We start from the raw sequence: 16,859 nt of genomic DNA on the forward strand, positions 1-16,859 counted from the left end.
AATCGCTGTTTTGCAGTATATCCTTGTTATCATCTTTCTTTTTGCCGGAGTAGTCGAAAGCATCCGTCACCGTAAACTGACGGTTGCCGGTGCCATTGCCGGAGGGGTTCTCGGTTTTGGTATTTTTATCGGTGCGGGTTGGACGGGCCTCGGCATGCTGGGCTTGTTTTTCCTGCTGGGCACCTTGGCCACATCCTGGAAGCGAAAGCAAAAAGCCGGTATCGGCATGATGCAGGAACAGGGTGGGCAGCGCAACGCGGGGCAGGTATTGGCCAACGGCGGCATGGCCGGGCTTCTCGGCTATTGCACGCTTTTCTTTCCGCAACAAAAAGACCTTTTTGCTTTCCTGGTTGCAGGCTGTTTTTCGTCGGCAATGGCCGATACCCTTTCGTCCGAATTGGGCACTCTTTACGGCAAAAAATTTTTCAATATCCTGACCCTGAAAAAAGATCAGCGGGGACTGGACGGCGTGGTTAGCCTCGAAGGTACCGGTCTTGGAATCTTGGGCAGTGTGATCATCGCCGTTGTTTACAGCCTTGGCTTTGGCTGGAGCAACCATTTTTTTTGGATCGTGTTGGCCGGAACGATCGGCAATCTTGCGGACTCCGTGCTCGGCGCTGCGCTGGAACGGAAAGGGCTGATCGGCAACGACGCGGTCAATGCGTTCAACACGCTGATCGCAGCATTGCTTGCTTTTCTTTTTTGGTGAATTGTTAAGCCGGGCTGTTAATCAACACATACAAGGTTAAGGCAAGCAGCGAAAGGAAAAGACAAACAAGAAAAAGCTGGCGAACATAGAATCGTAACCGGGTAGGCAGCGGATTTTTGATGGTTAGTTTCATCGTTGGATTTTTTGGATCTGGCTTTACAAAATACATTCCCCTTTTGTCGCATGCAACAGGAAGCAGGGACATTTTTTCGAAAATGAGGGAAATTACTTAGCCCCGGCTGTGATTCCGGTTGTCTATCTTCGTCCTTTTCTCCGGACATGCGCAAAGAAGCTTTTCAAACCATCCGCCTGGCGTTTCCGATCATCGTTGGCGAACTGGCGCAAATGTCGCTGCACATCATCGATTCGGCCATGGTGGGTGCCATCAGTTACAAGCAACTGGCCGCAACGGCTCTCGTCATCAACGGCATCAACATTCCATTTATTTTCGGGATCGGCATGACCATTGCCGTTTCGCAAATGGTGTCGATGGCCAATGGCAAAAACGATCCGAAAGCTGTTTCTCATTACCTGTTTAACGGCTTTGTATTGTGTGCGGCGACGGCTGTCTTCATTTCTCTTTTGCTGGTCCTCGGCCGCAATTTCCTGCACGACCTGGGACAGGATCCGGAAGTGGTGGCCCTGGCCATTCCGTTTTTAAAACTGATTGGTCTTTCCATAATTCCCATGCTGCTGTTCATGACCCTGAAACAGTTTGCCGACGGGCTGGAATACACCCGTACGGCCATGGTGCTTTCGCTGCTGGCACTGCCCGTCAATGTTTTTCTCAACTGGCTGCTGATCTATGGCAACTGGGGCTTTCCGCGGCTGGAATTGCTGGGGGCGGGTTGGGCCACGCTCATTACCCGTATCCTGCTGTTTTTTTCCATCCTGCTGCTGGTTTTAAAGCACCGCAACTTTCGGCGTTATATCGCAGTTCGCAAAACAGAGTGGGTGTTACGGAAAAAAACATTGCGTGACTTGCTTGGCATTGGTGTGCCGAGCAGCCTGCAGATCGGCATGGAAGCCGGTGCCTTTGCAGTAACCGGCATCTTGATTGGCACACTTGGTGCCGTGGCACAGGCGGCCCACCAGATTGCCCTGAGCTGTGCCTCCTTCACCTTCATGGTTTCGATGGGACTTTCGCAGGCAGGCTCCATCCGCACAAGCAATGCATTTGGACGGTCGGACTGGCCCCGGATCAACGTTATTGGAAAAACAACACTGCTCTCGGCGGTTTTGTACGGCGTGTTTTGCGCCGTTGCCTTTGTCCTTTTCCGCAAGGCACTTCCGGAGGTGTTTACAAAAAACAGTGAGGTGCAGGCAATGGCGGCCGTGCTTTTACTCATGGCCGGCATTTTCCAGATCTCCGACAGTACACAGGCTATCGGCGCCGGGCTGTTGCGGGGAATCAAAGATGTAAAAACGCCAACGGTCCTTATCGGGATCGCCTACTGGGTGGTGGGGATTCCGGCGGGCTATTATTTTGCCCATTTTTTAAAGATGGGTGCCACCGGTATGTGGCTTGGCCTCATCCTCGGGCTGACCTTTGCTTCCCTTTTCCTGCAGACCCGTTTTTTCAAAATGGTGAAGCGACAGGAGCGTTAGGCCGCAAAGAACCTTCCTGCCATTTTGCATGGCTCATCTCGAATTTGATTTCTCCCTTGCCGTGGGTGCCCGCTTCCTTCCAGCCCTGTTTGCGGTAAAAACTTTCGGCCCTCGTGCCGGGTGCGGTGCTCAACCAAACGGTATCGGTTGTTTGGCTGAAATACCAGTCGAGCATGGTGTCGTGCAGGGTTTTGCCTATACCCCTTTTTTCCCATTGCGGATGAATGAACAGGGCCCAGATATTGCGGTCCTGCAGGTCGGCGATGGCAAAACCGACGAGACGGCCGTCTGCTTCGCAAATCCAGCCTTTTCCACGGCGGGTGATATAGTCAAGGCAGTCTTCGTCCGTTACCAGCAAAGGGTTGGAGAGGACATTTTCCTTTACTGCGTTCCGAACGATCTGCATGCCAGCAATATCGGCTGGTACTGCTTCGCGGTAGTGCCATGTGGGAATAATAAGTGTCGTGGTCATGTCGGGTTTGCGAATGAATCATTAAAAATGACGAATGCGTAGTAGAGACGTTTCTCACTTGCCATTCATCACCCAATACTCAACGCCTCCGGCAAAAATGCAAAAAGGCAGCGGGTTTGAAAAGGCCTTCTTTTCTTTGCAGTCAAATTAAATGACGATGAATCAACAACTGGTACAGTTGACCCTCGTAGTGAACGACTACGATGACGCCATCGCTTATTACACGGAGGTACTGGGATTTGACCTCGTGGAAGACACGGCGATGAATGAAACCAAGAGGTGGGTGGTAGTAAAGCCAAAAGGCAAGGGCGGCTGTTCATTGCTGCTGGCCAGGGCCGCCAACGAAGAACAGGGAAAGGCCGTCGGCAACCAGACAGGCGGCCGGGTTTTTTTGTTTTTGCATACCGACAATTTTTTCAGGGATTACAAAACCTTGGTGGAAAAAGGCGTGGAGTTTGTCCGCGATCCGTCCGAAGAGTCCTACGGCACGGTGGCCGTCTTTAAAGACCTGTACGGCAACCTATGGGATTTTATCCAGCCGAAAAAGGCAAAAAGCAAAACCAATAACTAGGGAATTGTCCAAAGACGAAAATCGTTTTTGCCTTTTTCCTTTTGAATTTTGACTTTGCATTGCAACCCTTCCCGAAAAAACGCATCTTACCTTCTTATTCCTTTACCAAATCCTTTTGCATGAGCAACCATCCTCTTTTGCTGAAAGCTTTTCTCGACAAGATCAAAACGCTTTCTTTCTGGAGCCGCCTGTTTCACTGGGGCGATGTACGAAAAGACCTGGTAGATGCCGCCGCCGCACTGGCTTCGCTGCAAAACGACCTCGCCGCATCCGAGCAAAAACTGGCTGCAGCCAACCTGCAGGTGTCGGTTTTCCAGGAAGGTCGCCGCAACGGGGAAGCGCAGCTCCAGTCCATGCAGGCCGAACTGAGCACGCTGCGGGAACGCATCCTGAATGCACAGCACGAACTGCAGGCAACGAGAGAAGACAATATCCGCTTGAAAAAAGAGGACGAGTTTCGCCAGCAGAAATACTCCGAGGAAATTGTGTCGCTGCAGGAGATCCGGCAGCAATTGCTCGACGAAAGGGCGAAGGAGGTGGAAGAGCGGCACCAGGAAGAGCTGGACCGACTTTCGGCGCTAAAAGAAACCTGGGCTGCCCACCAAACCGATGTGCAGGGTAAGATGAAGGTCATTTGCCAGAAGCATACGCTGAACTATGTGGACAAGGCACCGTTCCGCGGGGAACCGGACAATGCTCTGCTGATTTGCGATGAATACGTGGTGTTCGATGCCAAGAGCCCGGCCGGTGAAGACCTGAAGAATTTCCCGCTTTACCTGAAGGCGCAGGCCGAAGCTGCCAAAAAATACGCAAAGCAGGAAGGCGTAAAGAAAGACGTTTTCCTGGTAGTGCCAACGAATACGCTCCCCGTTGTGAGCCAGTTCGTGTACAACATGGCCGATTACGATGTGTACGTCGTGTCGGTGGATGTGCTGGAGCCGCTGATCCTTTCGCTGTGCCGGATCGAAGACTATGAATTTGCGGAACAATTAAGCCCCGAAGAGCGGGACAATATCTGCCGCATCATCGGCAAGTTTGCGCACCTGTCGAAGCGACGAATCCAGATCGATTCGTTTTTTGCCCGCCAGTTTATTGAGCTGGCCTACAAATGCGAGAACAGTCTGCCGGCCGACATCCACGAAAAAGTGCTGGAGTTTGAAAAATCCGAAAAGCTCAATCCGCCGCAGGAAAAACGGTCGAAGTCCATCAGCACAAAAGAACTCGAATCGGAACACAGCAAGATCGAAACCGAAGTGAGTGCCAAAGGAATTGTCTTGCCAAACGACACAATTCCCGGATTACTGAATGGATTGACGTTGTACAAATAAGATCGTTCTTCTTCCTCTGCCTTTCTCCTTTTCCCCGTGCGTCTCCCGCAGCGAAATCTGCTGCCTGAAAAAGTCTTTTTGCGGGGATGCATCGGCAGACGAGTATGCGAACCTGTCTGCCATTTTTTACAATAAGATTGTGTTGCTGATAAAATTTCTGTAAAGCCAGAGGCGGCTATCTTTGCCGCGATGAATACGTACGACAAACTGGTAGAGGCTTCGCAGTTTCTGCAGCCGTTCAATGCCGCAGGTGCAAACATTGGTGTGGTATTGGGCAGCGGCCTGGGAAATTTTGTCCAGGAAATTGCGATCACCAAGGAAATTCCTTACGAAGAGATTCCGCACTTCCCTGTTTCGACGGTGGAAGGCCATCACGGCAAACTGATTTTCGGCACCATCGCCGGCAAGCCGGTGATCGCCATGGCGGGCCGCTTTCACTTCTACGAAGGCTATGCGCCGGAGGACGTCGTTTTCCCGATCCGCGTCATGAAATTTCTTGGCGTACAAACCCTGCTCGTGTCGAATGCTGCCGGTGGCGTGGGAGAAGGCATGCAGGTAGGCGACCTGATGATCATCACTGATCATATTTCCTTCGCCATTAAAAATCCCCTGTTGGGCGCCAACGACAACCGTCTCGGTCCGCGCTTTGCCGACATGAGCGAACCCTATAAAAAAGACCTCATTCAAAAAGCAAAAGACATCGCTCAGCGGCTCGGAATTCGCCTGAAAGAAGGCGTGTATTTTGGTGTGACCGGTCCGACCTTTGAGACAAGGGCTGAATACAAAATGATCCGCCTTCTTGGTGCTCACGCCGTTGGCATGAGCACGGTGCAGGAGGTGATCGCCGCCTCGCATGCCGGCATGAACGTCTTTGCTATGAGCGTGATCACCGATGTGGGTATCCGTGAGGAAGAAAACATCATCACCCACGACGAGGTGTTGCAGGCGGCCAAAGAAGCCGAACCGAAATTTTCTGCCGTTTTCCGCGAAATGATCGCCGCGCTTTAAACACTTGTTTTGAAAGGCACAATCCGTTATAGCTTTTTTGTATGGCTGTTGCTGGTATCAGGAACGCTCCTTGCACAGCGTCCGGCCATTCGCCTGCCCGGCGGTCTGCCCACGGGTGGCTTTCCCCGTTCGGGCAATACCGGTAACCGGAGCAGCGGCGACTCGTCGCAACGCGAAGGAGTGGAGCATCGCGATTACAGCGATGACAGCCTCGTTGTAAAAGTCTATCGTTTCAATACGGTGCGGCCGACCACCTTTGATACGTCGATCCGCGACTATTCCCTGCGGTTCCCGATCCCGGCCACGCATTATTACCTGGGCAACGACGGTTCGGCCACCAAATCTTTGTTGTTCGTCATGCCATCCACCACCGGCTGGGACCCAGGTTTCCATTCGCACGACGTGTACAAATTCAAACTCGAGAATGCCCGCTTTTACAACACGCCGCGGCCCTATACGGAATTAGGCTATATGCTGGCTACGGGCACGGAGCAGATGATTGAAGTGTTGCACACGCAAAACGTCAAACCAAACTGGAATGTCAGCTTCCAGTACCGCCTGCTCACCGCACCGGGCATTTTCCGCAACCAGCGAAACAACCATAGCAATATCCAGTTGGGATCGTGGTACCAGTCGACCAACCGGCGGTACAACAACTATTTTGTGTTTTTGCAAAACAGCATCAATGCCGGCGAAAGCGGTGGCCTTCGCACCGACAAAGACTACCTCGACGATCCGACCTATGCACGTCGCTTCACCATTCCGACCTTTCTTGGCGGAAGCCCGTCCCTGCGTGGCGGTGCATTCAACAACAGTTTTGTAACGGGCCGGCGGGAAAGAGAGAATCATTTCTACCTGCGCCAGCAGTACGATTTCGGACGAAAAGATTCGCTGGTGACCGATTCGACCGTCATCCCGCTTTTTTACCCGCGGGTCCGGTTTGAACACAGTTTCCGTTTTGCCACTTACAATTATTCGTATAAGGACGAACCGTCGTCGTCATCAGAAAATGCACCCGACTCGACCTACTACGACAGTTTGTACCGCATCAGGCTCACGCCAAACGACACCCTGAACCCGGTGGACTCTGTTTTTATCCAGGATCGCTGGCGGGAGATCAGTAATGACTTTTCCATTTACCAGTTTCCCGATGCCAACAACTTGCAGCAGTTTATCAAACTCGGGGCGGAACTGCAGTTGCTGAAAGGCTATTTTGCCAAAGGCGTGAAGTCCTACACCAACGTGATCGGCCACGGCGAGTACCGCAACCGCACCCGCAACCAGAAATGGGATATCAATGCCTTTGGGCGCCTGTACCTCGCCGGTCTCAATTTTGGCGATTACCATGCCTACGTCAGCCTGCAACGGTTGCTGAGCCAGCAACTGGGTTCCTTGCAACTTGGCTTTGAAAACATCAACCGGTCGCCTTCGTTTATCTATAACCAGCAAAGCTCGTTTTACCTCGACACGGCAAAGAATTTTTCGAAAGAAAATACCCTGCACTTTTTTGGCTCGTATTACCTGCCCAAGCTGGATGTGCAACTGCGCGGCGATTATTATGTCGTGAGCAATTTCCTTTACCTGAATGGCTACCGCAGCCTTCAGCAGGAGAATGCCCTGTTCAACGTGTTGCGGGTGAGCGGACTAAAAACATTCCGCATCGGCCGCCACTGGAACCTTTATTCCGAATTGTATGTGCAGCAAAAGGCCGGCGGTGCCGAGGTCAACCTGCCGCTGCTTTACACCCGCAACCAGCTGGCATTTGAAGGGCGGTTCTTTCGCAATCTGAACCTGTCGACCGGGCTCGAGATCCGGTACAACACGCCATACAAAATGGACATGTATTCGCCGGTGCTGGGGCAGTTCTTTTATCAGGATTCAACAACCATTTCCAACCGGCCGGAGATCCATGCCTTCCTGCACATGCGGGTGCGTACGTTCAAGGCATTCATACGCCTGGAAAACCTGAACACCGCCAACCTGAACGGCGGTTTCGCCTTCGACAGGCACAACCTGGCAGCAATTGGCTATCCGACACCAGGGATGGTTTTCCGTTTCGGCATCTATTGGGTATTTGTTAATTAACGTAGCACAGGCCGCACTAGTTTTTGCTTTCGTTCGTATGTCTCTATATTTGTTTTGAAATGAAAAAGCTGTTTGCTTCCATATTGTTGCCAATCTACTTTGTGGTCAGCACAGGTTTTGTCATTTCCTTTCATTATTGCATGGACGAATTGAAATCGTTCCAGCTGGGTGATGTCTCCCGCCACCGTTGCAGTGAATGCGGCATGCCGATCAAAGACAGCAAAGGCTGCTGCAAGGATGAAGTAAAGGTGGTGAAGATGCACGTGGACCAGGTGCTGGCCAAACTGGCCGGCGTGGATTTTTCTCTTCCGCACCTGCCTGTCACGACGTCCATATTTCTACTCATCCCTCCGGTCGGTGAACCACTGAACGCTGAGCCTGTCGCCCATGGGCCACCATTAAGTGAACAGGATACCTACCTGCAGAACCGTGTTTTTAGAATTTAGACGAAGCCCGTTTTGATCGATGCCTGGCAAACTCCTGTTTGCTATTTTCCCATTCGTTTATTTCCCATTCTAAAAACAAACAAAATGAAAATCCTGAATAGTTTCTTCTTCTTCCTTTTTATCCTGATCGCTACAGTTGCTTCTGCCCAGACAAAATCTGCAAGCTTTAAAGTTGCCGGTGAATGTGGTATGTGCAAAAAGAAAATCGAGAAAGCTGCAAAATCTGCCGGCGCTTCTTATGCCGTTTGGAATACCGACACCAAAATGCTAACGGTGAAATATGCCGGCACGGCCAACAAAACAAAAATCGAGGAAGCCATTGCCGGTGCCGGTTACGATACCCCGGATGTAAAAGCAACCGAGGACGCTTACAATAAACTCGATGAGTGCTGCCAGTACGAACGTGCAACCACTACCGCAAAAAGCTGCTGCGACAGCGAAGCCTGCACCAAGTCGGCATGCATGAAGGACGGCAAATGCGCCAAGGATGCGGCCTGCTGCAAAGAAGCCGGTTGCGATCAGAAAGAATGCTGCAAAAAAGCCTAAACTCAAAAACACGGTCAAATGAAAAAAATCATTTTCAGTTTGCTGATGGTTTGGGGAATCGCGGCAAACGCTCAATTCAGTAAAGCCTCTCTGCAGGCCAGCGGGCTTACCTGCTCGATGTGCTCGAAGGCTGTCAAAAATGCCCTGGAAAAAGTTTCCTTCGTTGAAAAGGTACAGGTAGACATCAAGAACCAGCAATACAACCTTTCGTTCAGGCCGAATACAACTGTCGATTTTGATGCCCTGGGCAAGGCAGTGGAAGATGCCGGTTTTTCCGTGGCGTCACTAAAGGTAACAGCCGCCGTGAACAGCGTGCAGGTAAAAAAGGACGAACACGTGCAAATCGGTGGTTCCAACTTCCATTTTCTCAACAGCAGCGGGCAAACGTTGAACGGTGATGTGACATTTTCGTTGGTGGACAAGGGTTTTGTTTCTGCCAAAGCGTTTAAAAACTACGCTGCGCTGAGCAAGATGACTTGTGTGCAAACCGGTCGTATGGCGAAGTGCTGCGCAAAAGAGGCCGGTGCGGAGTCGTCACGCATTTACCACGTCGTTATTTAATTTCATCGCCGGGGCAAGGAGAAGTGAAAGGGGTGTCTCCCGTTTCCACTTTTTTTTCCCCGGCTTTTTCTTTTCCAATGAAACAGATCCTTGTTGTCGGTTTCCTGCTGCTTGGCGGGACCGCGTTTTCACAGGAGCTTTACCCGTATAGTGAACCGGCTTCCAACATGCCGGCCCATTCCATTTCGCTCAAGAACACAGCGGTTTTTCACGGCGATATACATACCGCCAGAACCCTGCAACGCTACATGCCGGAAGTGATGTTTGGCCTCAGCAAGAAATGGATGCTCCATGCCGGCGTCAATGTATCGAACATGCACCAGCAGTCGTTGGTGTGGGAAGGAGCAAGGCTTTATGGTAAGTACCGTTTTTACTCGAACGACGAGGTGCACCGGCATTTTCGCATGGCGGTTTTTGGTGCTGCCACCTACAGCCGCAATCACCTCGACCACAACGAAATCAACCTGGCAATGGGAGAGCAGAGCGGTGTGCAGGGCGGGCTGATCGCCACACAGCTGTGGAACAAGTTTGCCCTTTCGGCCACAGCAGGCTGGAATGAAGTGCTCGACGACTTGCGAAGTGACAAGATCTACCGCGACCGCTATGCGTTCCAGGCGGTTAACTATTCGCTATCGGCCGGCTACTTGCTTCTGCCGTTCGAGTACAAAGATTACAACCAGACGAATGTCAATCTTTACGTGGAGCTTTTGGGTGGTCGGAACATCAACTTTCCGCTGGAAAAATATTATGTCGATCTCGCACCGTCCGTCCAGGCTATTTTCAACAGTACTGCCAAACTCAATGTTGGCTATCGGTTCCAACTGGGAAGCGATATTTACCGTTTGACCAAAAACAGTTTCATGATCAGTTTCGAATACATCTTCCTGGATGCGTTGAAAAAGAAAGCGCCGTCAGCGGAGCGGTAAGCGGAACGAGAAGCCCAGCGCCACATAGTTTTTTAACGGTGAATCGCCAAGGCCAAAGCCCCCCGACAGGTCGATCTTTGTTTCGGTAGACGGATGGTAAGCAATGCCGCCATCGATGTTGTGCTCCCATTCGTAGGTGTGTGCGCCGAAAGCTTCAATGTAGGCATACCACCGGTTACCGATATTGAAGCCGGGTGCAAACGTGTAAAAAAAAGCCGAAGCGCCTTCGAGATCTCTCTCCACACCCAGGTTGTAGCCCAGGGCGACCGTTTCAGACAAGGTGTTTTGCAAGGTTAGTCTTGTGGTATAGATCATGGTGGCAGTGCGGTAATCTTTGCTTGCCAGGAAGGGCAGACCGACATGGGCAATTACCGAAGTCTTGGGGCGAAGTCCTTTTTCTTCAAACAGCCGCACTTTGGTGCCGACTTCAACCGGTTCTAATTTCATCTGGCCTTTTTTGCCGGAAGCCTGTTGCGCCATCTCGGTGTAAGGGCTCAGTTCCAACCGCAATTCGAGGCGTTGGTTCAACCCGTATTTGGCCAATACCGTTGGGTGCACCCATTGCCGGATGCCCCCTTTGTAATTCATGGCGTTAAAACCAATCTCGCTTTGCAGGTAGCGGAGCGGCACGATAAACGGCGACTCCGTCTGGTCGGGCCGGTCGGTTTCAATTCGCTCCGTCTGCTGTGCAGAAACAAGAATACCGGGAAGGAGGAAGGTAAAAACAAGAAGGGGCTGTTTCATAAATTAGGTTGACTTCAATAAATATTTAGACAAGTCTAAAATTTAGTCAAAGATAAAACAGCATCGGTCTCCGGCAATAATTATTGTTCAAACAAGCCAAACGTGCCGCCCACCCAGGTTTTGTCCTTGTTGTAGCGGACGCCGATCATTTTGCCTTTGCTCAGGCGGCACAGGTTGTTGACGGCGATGGGCCGATCGGCACCACGAGGCCAGAAGTAAAATAGACGGATCTCGCATTTCGCCGGCTCGTCCGGCGTTTCGATGACGGCTGCATAGGGAACTTTTTTCTGGAGGATCCAGTTTTCCGGGTCTTTTATTTGGGCAATCGCTTCTTGTGTCACGTCGATAATGACGCCCTGGCCGGCAAAAGAAAAGAGCGGCTTGACCACGTAATTTTCAAGGTCGTCGGGTAAGGGATCTGCCTGGCTCAAAAACCGCGTGGCGGGAACGTTCGGATGGTCGATAAACGGCAGGGTGTATTTGCTCAGGCGGTAAAACCAGTTAGGGTGCGGCACCCAGGTAACATCGAAATCCTGGAACAGGATTTTGCCTTTTTCCTGCACCTCGGGCGATTGCTGTTGCAGGTCGTCGAAGATGAGGCGGTTGTAGATGCGTTCGATGCGGGTCTTTTTTCCATCCCGCAGGTAATAGAGATTTCGCCCTTCGGGGATCAGGTCTGTCAGGCAAACGGTTTTTACGCCGGTAAGATCTTCCGTTGCCCAAAAGTCAACCCGGGTTTTTTGTTTTTCCGGGAAGATCTCCAGCAACACAACGGCAGCCGGATCGCTGTCGCCGATCAAAATTTCTTTCAGTAACTGAATGTATTTTTCGCGGTTGTAGCCATTGAGAAAGATGCTAAACCCTTCGGGCCAGGGAAAATGGTTGTGTTGAATTTCCGGTTGGAGGATTTGCCAGGCAAAAAGCGTGGGAAAACCCTGCATTTCGATGAGTTGGGGTTCAAGCCCACCGGTTTCGTCAAAACAAACCCCAAAATCAAATGCAATGAATTGGGGCTGGTGTTCTTCGCCGGGAACAGCCAAATCGGGCGGGATCGCTTTGCTGCTTTGCCGGAAATAATCAGACGTGTTTACCCTGTCGATAATGCTTTCGCAGGCCGATACCATTTTTTGCACAAACTCCTTCGGCACAAAGACCGGTGTTTCCGCGATGCGAAAATCAAGGTGACCGGGGTAGAGGTTTTCCAGGTCGGTGAGGTAAGCCTTGTATTTGTCCTCGGTAAACTGCCGGTTGTATTGCTGCCGTAAGGAAGGGATCATCGGTTTTTACGGGTCAAGTTAAGCAATTAACCGTTTTGGTTTTGGACAGGCGGATCGATGTATTTGGACAGGGAAAAAAGCAGTCGTTGCCGGCTGTTGTTTCGTAACGATGCTGCGTCGGCAAGGAAATTTCCTATTGCATCGATGCGCAGCCGTGGCACTTTCAATTGAGACAGGGCAGTCTTCTTTTGGCAACAGGCTCAAGTTCCTTCAGCGCGCCGGAGCAATGTGAGCCGGTCGCGTGGTATGTTATTTGTGCCCGTGAATACGACAAGAAAATGCAATCTCATGGACAAAAGAATCGTAGACCGCAGGGAAATCTCAGCGACGGAAGAGCGCCATATCATCAACAATATATTTGCCATCGCACCCGGCGTCTGGCGAATGAAGGATGTATTTGTCAATGTGTATATAATCGAAAGCCAGGAACAGCCCGGCTGGGTTTTGGTAGACACGGGGATGAAATCGTCCTATGCCAAGATCAAGAATTTCATCGCTGAGGCGATGGAACCGGGTTCAGTTCCACAGGCCATTATCCTCACGCATGGCCACTTCGACCACAGGGGGGCGCTGCAACAGCTTTCCACAGAATGGCGGGTGCCCGTCTACTGCCACCACATGGAACTGCCATACCTCACGGCCAAGGCTTCCTATCCGCCACCCGACCCAACCGTTGGCGGCGGTATGATGGCATCCATGGCCTTTGTTTATCCAAGTGGTCCCATTGATGTGCAGGAATACCTGCGGGAACTTCCCGAAGACGGTACAGTTCCACACCTTCCCGACTGGCGTTGGATCCACACGCCGGGACATACGCCGGGCCATATCAGCCTGTTCCGGGAAAAGGATGGTGTGCTGGTGGCCGGCGATGCCGTGGTAACCACAAAGCAGGAATCTATTTTTTCGGTGATGTCGCAAAAGCGGGTGCTCAGCGGTCCGCCAAAATATTTTACACCCGACTGGGGCGCCGCGGCAAGGACGGTAAAAACGCTGGCAGCGCTCGAGCCCAACATCATTGCATCCGGTCACGGCAGTGCCATGTATGGCGACGAAGCAAGAAAGGCATTGCACAAAATGGCCCGTGAGTTCTGGCACATGGGGATGCCGGATAAGGGAAGGTATGTACGGGAGCCAGCGTTGTTCAACGACGAGGGGCCAACCTATGTTCCGCCGAAAATTCCCAATTATTTTTTCCTAAAAATACTGGCCGTAACGGCACTCGCCGTAGCAGGCTATGTCGTTTACCGGCGAAGCCGGAAACGTTGGCTGTAAAGAAGAAACATCATTTTGCCGGAAAACAAAAACAGCTCCTTTGTCCGGGGCTGTTTTTATTCGGCAAGCTGGCGTTTGTAAAGTTGAATGGCGTTTTCAAAACCCAGATAAATGGCATCACAGATGAGCGCATGACCAATGCTCACTTCATCAAGCCAGGGAATGTTTTGTTTGAAATATTTGAGGTTGTGCAAATCGAGGTCGTGACCGGCATTGAGTCCAAGCCCGGCTTCTTTTGCTTTTTTAGCGGCATCGACATACTTCACGATCACGCTGCCGCGGTTTCCGGTTGCGTATTGCCGTGCGTAGGACTCGGTATAAAGCTCTACGCGGTCGGTACCGGTTAACGCGGCGCCTTCGACCATTTTCGGGTCGGGATCAACAAAGATCGAAACGCGGATACCGGCCTGCTTAAACACCGAAATCATTTCTTTCAAATAGCTCTTGTGCCTGATCGTGTCCCAACCATGATCGGAGGTGATTTGTCCCAGCTCGTCGGGAACAAGTGTAACCTGGTGGGGCTTCACCTCCAGCACCAGGTCTACAAACGATTGTTCCCTTGAATTGCCTTCAATATTGAATTCGGTGGTAATTACTTTTTTGAGTGCCCGCACGTCGCTGTATCGGATATGCCGTTCATCGGGGCGGGGGTGGACCGTGATTCCGTCGGCACCGAAACGTTGTGCGTCAACGGCAGCTTTTACCACATCGGGATTGTTGCCGCCGCGACTGTTGCGCAGCGTCGCCAGTTTGTTGATATTGACAGAGAGCTTTGTTGGCATTGAAGCAAAGATAATTTTCGGTGGTGGGAAAATACAAAAAAACAAATCCCCTGCAAGAGGGGATCTGGTTGTGTTGTTGGATCAGGCGCTGACAGTGCGCTACGGGGTTTTTCACAGGGGACGTATAGTAGGGGTAAGGATTATGGGTAAAAAAGGATGGTGGTTGTCTTTGCTTAGTCGTGTTCCACTTCTGCTTCGCCGTGATGGCTGTTCAGGTTATTGAGTACAAGGTTATATAGATCGGTGTTTGATGTTGCGGAGAGAACGATGGTGTTATTCGTCAGTGAAGCTGCCGTAAATGCCGATTCCGGGATTCCTTTTGTGAGTTGGGAAAGGTCGATGCTATTGAGGGCCGAATATTTTTCTCCCTGTGCAACCGTGATGTTGTGTTTTTCCGCCTTCAGTTCCACGTTGCTGGCGACAATGAATTTCACAGGGTGGGAGACAGATCCGGCTGTCAGCGTGCCGTCCAGTTCCAATGCAGGCGAGTTGCCGCTCGGAACGAGGAAAGCCTTGAACTCGACTTCGTTATACGTGCCGGCCGGGATCGTGATGTTTCCGAGGAAAGAAGTGGCGGAAAAAAGGTCAACCTGCTGCGCTGCTCGTTGCTTGAATTCCACTTCACCGCTGTTGCTTTCGGCTTCAAATTTTAATTCGTTTGCCGATGCCGTGCCGGCCGTCCAGTTGATCGACGTCGCTGCAATGCGACCCGTTGCATCGGTTTTACCAACGAGAGCCGTACGGTTGATGGTGCGGAGCTGGTAGCCCACGGTTCCGGCATTTTCGGCATTCGTCGATTCTTTTTTGCAGCTGGTGAAAAGGGTGGCAGCAACGAGTACTGTGAGGAGTGGTGTGTGCATTTTCATAAGTCTATTTTTGAGTGTTGCAAATAGGTCAACAGCCGTTGAAAAAATGTAACCATCGGTCGCTTTTTTTTAAAGACGAAATGCCAAACTTGCAACGAGGTTTTAGGAATGGCATGTATGAATCGTTTTGAATTGGACTCGTTACTGTCCTGTAAAAGAAGAAAGCTTCCCGAAGGAAGCTTTCAATGCGTTGCAGTACAACACCACACACCATTCTCTACGCAACTGCAACAATATTTTTTAGGCGAGACTGTTTACCAGCACGTAAAAACTGACACCCCAGAATGCCAGGAATAAAAGGATCATCATAACGGTTGACAGGAAATGAAATTTTTCCTGCGTACTCTCTCTCTTCACCAGTCTTTCCAACGCTTGTTTCATACAATGTTCATTTGATTCGTTTATTCATATAGGAAATTGGTGCCAATTTTTAAAACAGGGGGAATTTGCTGAAACAGCTCTTCTGTATTTGCTTTGGTTGTGGAAGTGCAGCCACACCGGAATGTAGAACAACCACGGCTATGTTAAATTGCAGGGTGTATAACGGCGGAATCCTGTAACCCGGCCCTGGGTTACATTTGCGACATGTATTCGAAGCAGGAAGCCGCCCAACTGCGCCAGGCGTTTTGGACAACATTCGGACAGTACATGTCGCCGGTAGTTTCGGCAGAAGGAGAGAAGATCAATTGGGTCAATTACAAAACCGGAGAGAAGAATATTCAATTCCGCATGGCAGCCGATAACAAGAAGGCGACAATATCGATCGATCTTACACACAAGGACAGGGACATTCAGCAATTGTATTTTGAACAATTCGGCGAGCTGAAAAAATTTCTTCGCGACGCTACCGGCGAGGAATGGACCTGGCAGTTGCATGCATTGGATGAATTTGGCAAAAACATTTCGCGGATCTTTGTCGAAAAAGGCGGTGTTTCGATATTTCAAAAAAGCGACTGGCCGGAACTCATTTCTTTTTTTAAGCAGCGCATCATCGCCCTGGACGAATTCTGGTCGCAGGTAAAGTACAGCTTTGAAGGTTTACGCTAAGAATTAACAAGCCCTTGCTTTGCCGTTAGTCTTTGCACTTTATTTTTAGGAAACATTTACTTCTTATGAAAAATTGCTTTCTTCTGTTGTTTTTACTGCCGCTGTTTTCGCTGGCTCAAGACTGTAAGCTGAAAAAATCCGTCGACCCGTTTACGCATGAGACCAAGCTCTCTACCGGCTTTCAGAATTTTACCAATAACGGCCTGACGGTTTCCATTTCGGCTGATGCAACAGCCAAAGAGATCGACTTTTTTATCTGGATTAAAGGCGACAACAAATGCTTTGACGCTGAGTCGGTGGCCAACGTCACGTTTGAAGGTGAACGTTCAAAAACCATTTTGCGCAATGCCGGATCGATGAACTGCGATGGCGCTTTTCATTTTGTATTTAAAAACAGCGCGTCTACGCCAACCTGGCTTACCCGGATGGCAACGAAAAAGCTGGCCACTATTAAACTGGTTGGTACGGACAAAAAAGAAATGGTGATCGCATTTTCCGACGAGCAAAAAGTGCTGTTTCAATCCATGGCGGCCTGCATGACCACGGAAGGAAAAACGCTGCTGGTGCAATAATCTTTCCGCAGTAACCTTATAAGAAAAGTCTTCACGAGC

The 16,859-nt window shown here is 50.7% G+C and carries 20 protein-coding genes; 13 read left to right on the forward strand and 7 right to left on the reverse strand.

Translation table 11 applies throughout. The features are described 5' to 3' along the window. The first annotated feature begins 10 nt into the window (after positions 1 to 10). Positions 11 to 709 carry a DUF92 domain-containing protein gene (locus tag D6024_RS14730; RefSeq protein WP_121355413.1) on the forward strand — a complete coding sequence of 233 codons (699 nt, stop codon included), beginning with the start codon at positions 11 to 13 and terminating at the stop codon, positions 707 to 709. Positions 710 to 713: 4 nt separating this feature from the next. Here D6024_RS14730 and D6024_RS27440 read toward each other — a convergent pair whose 3' ends face one another. Further along, positions 714 to 842 carry a hypothetical protein gene (locus tag D6024_RS27440; RefSeq protein WP_262670722.1) on the reverse strand — a complete coding sequence of 43 codons (129 nt, stop codon included), beginning with the start codon at positions 840 to 842 and terminating at the stop codon, positions 714 to 716. Positions 843 to 988: 146 nt separating this feature from the next. Between D6024_RS27440 and D6024_RS14740 the strand changes: the two genes are divergently transcribed. Beyond that, on the forward strand, positions 989 to 2,317 hold the full coding sequence (locus D6024_RS14740) for an MATE family efflux transporter (RefSeq protein WP_121355415.1): 1,329 nt from the start codon (positions 989 to 991) through the stop codon (positions 2,315 to 2,317). Here D6024_RS14740 and D6024_RS14745 read toward each other — a convergent pair. Next, complete coding sequence (locus D6024_RS14745) at positions 2,289 to 2,789, reverse strand: GNAT family N-acetyltransferase (RefSeq protein ID WP_121355416.1); 501 nt, start codon at positions 2,787 to 2,789, stop codon at positions 2,289 to 2,291. The genes D6024_RS14740 and D6024_RS14745 overlap by 29 nt on opposite strands. 157 nt (positions 2,790 to 2,946) lie before the next feature. Between D6024_RS14745 and D6024_RS14750 the strand changes: the two genes are divergently transcribed. The 8 genes from D6024_RS14750 (at position 2,947) to D6024_RS14785 (ending at position 10,260) form a co-directional block, all read left to right on the forward strand. Then, positions 2,947 to 3,360: a VOC family protein gene (locus D6024_RS14750; RefSeq protein WP_121355677.1), complete on the forward strand. Its 414-nt coding sequence runs from the start codon at positions 2,947 to 2,949 to the stop codon at positions 3,358 to 3,360. A 119-nt stretch (positions 3,361 to 3,479) separates the two neighbouring features. Beyond that, complete coding sequence (locus tag D6024_RS14755; RefSeq protein WP_162944778.1) at positions 3,480 to 4,688, forward strand: hypothetical protein; 1,209 nt, start codon at positions 3,480 to 3,482, stop codon at positions 4,686 to 4,688. Between the two features lie 189 nt (positions 4,689 to 4,877). Beyond that, entirely contained in the window at positions 4,878 to 5,696 is an 819-nt protein-coding gene (locus D6024_RS14760) for a purine-nucleoside phosphorylase (RefSeq protein ID WP_121355418.1), read from the forward strand. A 9-nt stretch (positions 5,697 to 5,705) separates the two neighbouring features. Then, positions 5,706 to 7,781 (forward strand): putative porin, encoded by a 2,076-nt coding sequence (locus D6024_RS14765; protein ID WP_121355419.1) that lies wholly within the window; start codon positions 5,706 to 5,708, stop codon positions 7,779 to 7,781. Between the two features lie 59 nt (positions 7,782 to 7,840). Beyond that, the gene (locus tag D6024_RS14770) at positions 7,841 to 8,227 is read left to right on the forward strand and encodes an HYC_CC_PP family protein (protein WP_162944779.1); all 387 of its coding nucleotides are present in this window, start codon (positions 7,841 to 7,843) and stop codon (positions 8,225 to 8,227) included. Positions 8,228 to 8,311: 84 nt separating this feature from the next. Continuing rightward, positions 8,312 to 8,773 (forward strand): heavy-metal-associated domain-containing protein, encoded by a 462-nt coding sequence (locus D6024_RS14775; protein WP_205573290.1) that lies wholly within the window; start codon positions 8,312 to 8,314, stop codon positions 8,771 to 8,773. An 18-nt stretch (positions 8,774 to 8,791) separates the two neighbouring features. Continuing rightward, the gene (locus tag D6024_RS14780; protein ID WP_121355421.1) at positions 8,792 to 9,334 is read left to right on the forward strand and encodes a heavy-metal-associated domain-containing protein; all 543 of its coding nucleotides are present in this window, start codon (positions 8,792 to 8,794) and stop codon (positions 9,332 to 9,334) included. 77 nt (positions 9,335 to 9,411) lie between these two features. Continuing rightward, positions 9,412 to 10,260, forward strand: a complete 849-nt coding sequence (locus D6024_RS14785) for a hypothetical protein (protein WP_162944780.1) — start codon at positions 9,412 to 9,414, stop codon at positions 10,258 to 10,260. Here D6024_RS14785 and D6024_RS14790 read toward each other — a convergent pair. After that, a complete protein-coding gene (locus D6024_RS14790) occupies positions 10,246 to 11,004 on the reverse strand; it encodes a transporter (RefSeq protein WP_121355423.1) in 759 nt (252 codons plus the stop codon). The two genes, D6024_RS14785 and D6024_RS14790, sit on opposite strands and share 15 nt — an antisense overlap. A gap of 80 nt (positions 11,005 to 11,084) precedes the next feature. Then, complete coding sequence (locus tag D6024_RS14795) at positions 11,085 to 12,281, reverse strand: hypothetical protein (protein ID WP_121355424.1); 1,197 nt, start codon at positions 12,279 to 12,281, stop codon at positions 11,085 to 11,087. Between the two features lie 288 nt (positions 12,282 to 12,569). On the opposite strand from D6024_RS14795, the gene D6024_RS14800 reads away from it, so the two are divergent. Next, a complete protein-coding gene (locus D6024_RS14800; protein WP_121355425.1) occupies positions 12,570 to 13,553 on the forward strand; it encodes an MBL fold metallo-hydrolase in 984 nt (327 codons plus the stop codon). Between the two features lie 56 nt (positions 13,554 to 13,609). Here D6024_RS14800 and D6024_RS14805 read toward each other — a convergent pair whose 3' ends face one another. The 3 genes from D6024_RS14805 to D6024_RS26750 all read right to left on the reverse strand — a co-directional run bounded on the left by D6024_RS14805 (position 13,610) and on the right by D6024_RS26750 (position 15,582). After that, positions 13,610 to 14,335, reverse strand: a complete 726-nt coding sequence (locus D6024_RS14805; protein ID WP_121355426.1) for a pyridoxine 5'-phosphate synthase — start codon at positions 14,333 to 14,335, stop codon at positions 13,610 to 13,612. Between the two features lie 173 nt (positions 14,336 to 14,508). Next, positions 14,509 to 15,201 carry a hypothetical protein gene (locus D6024_RS14810; protein ID WP_121355427.1) on the reverse strand — a complete coding sequence of 231 codons (693 nt, stop codon included), beginning with the start codon at positions 15,199 to 15,201 and terminating at the stop codon, positions 14,509 to 14,511. A 240-nt stretch (positions 15,202 to 15,441) separates the two neighbouring features. After that, complete coding sequence (locus D6024_RS26750; RefSeq protein ID WP_162944781.1) at positions 15,442 to 15,582, reverse strand: hypothetical protein; 141 nt, start codon at positions 15,580 to 15,582, stop codon at positions 15,442 to 15,444. A gap of 204 nt (positions 15,583 to 15,786) precedes the next feature. Here D6024_RS26750 and D6024_RS14815 point away from each other — a divergent pair, with 204 nt between their 5' ends. Further along, on the forward strand, positions 15,787 to 16,248 hold the full coding sequence (locus D6024_RS14815; protein ID WP_121355428.1) for a DUF4268 domain-containing protein: 462 nt from the start codon (positions 15,787 to 15,789) through the stop codon (positions 16,246 to 16,248). Positions 16,249 to 16,313: 65 nt separating this feature from the next. Continuing rightward, positions 16,314 to 16,820 carry a hypothetical protein gene (locus D6024_RS14820; RefSeq protein WP_121355429.1) on the forward strand — a complete coding sequence of 169 codons (507 nt, stop codon included), beginning with the start codon at positions 16,314 to 16,316 and terminating at the stop codon, positions 16,818 to 16,820. Positions 16,821 to 16,859: the final 39 nt, after the last annotated feature.

Origin of the sequence: Flavisolibacter nicotianae (assembly GCF_003628535.1) — a bacterium.
GTDB classification, from domain to species: domain Bacteria; phylum Bacteroidota; class Bacteroidia; order Chitinophagales; family Chitinophagaceae; genus Flavisolibacter; species Flavisolibacter nicotianae.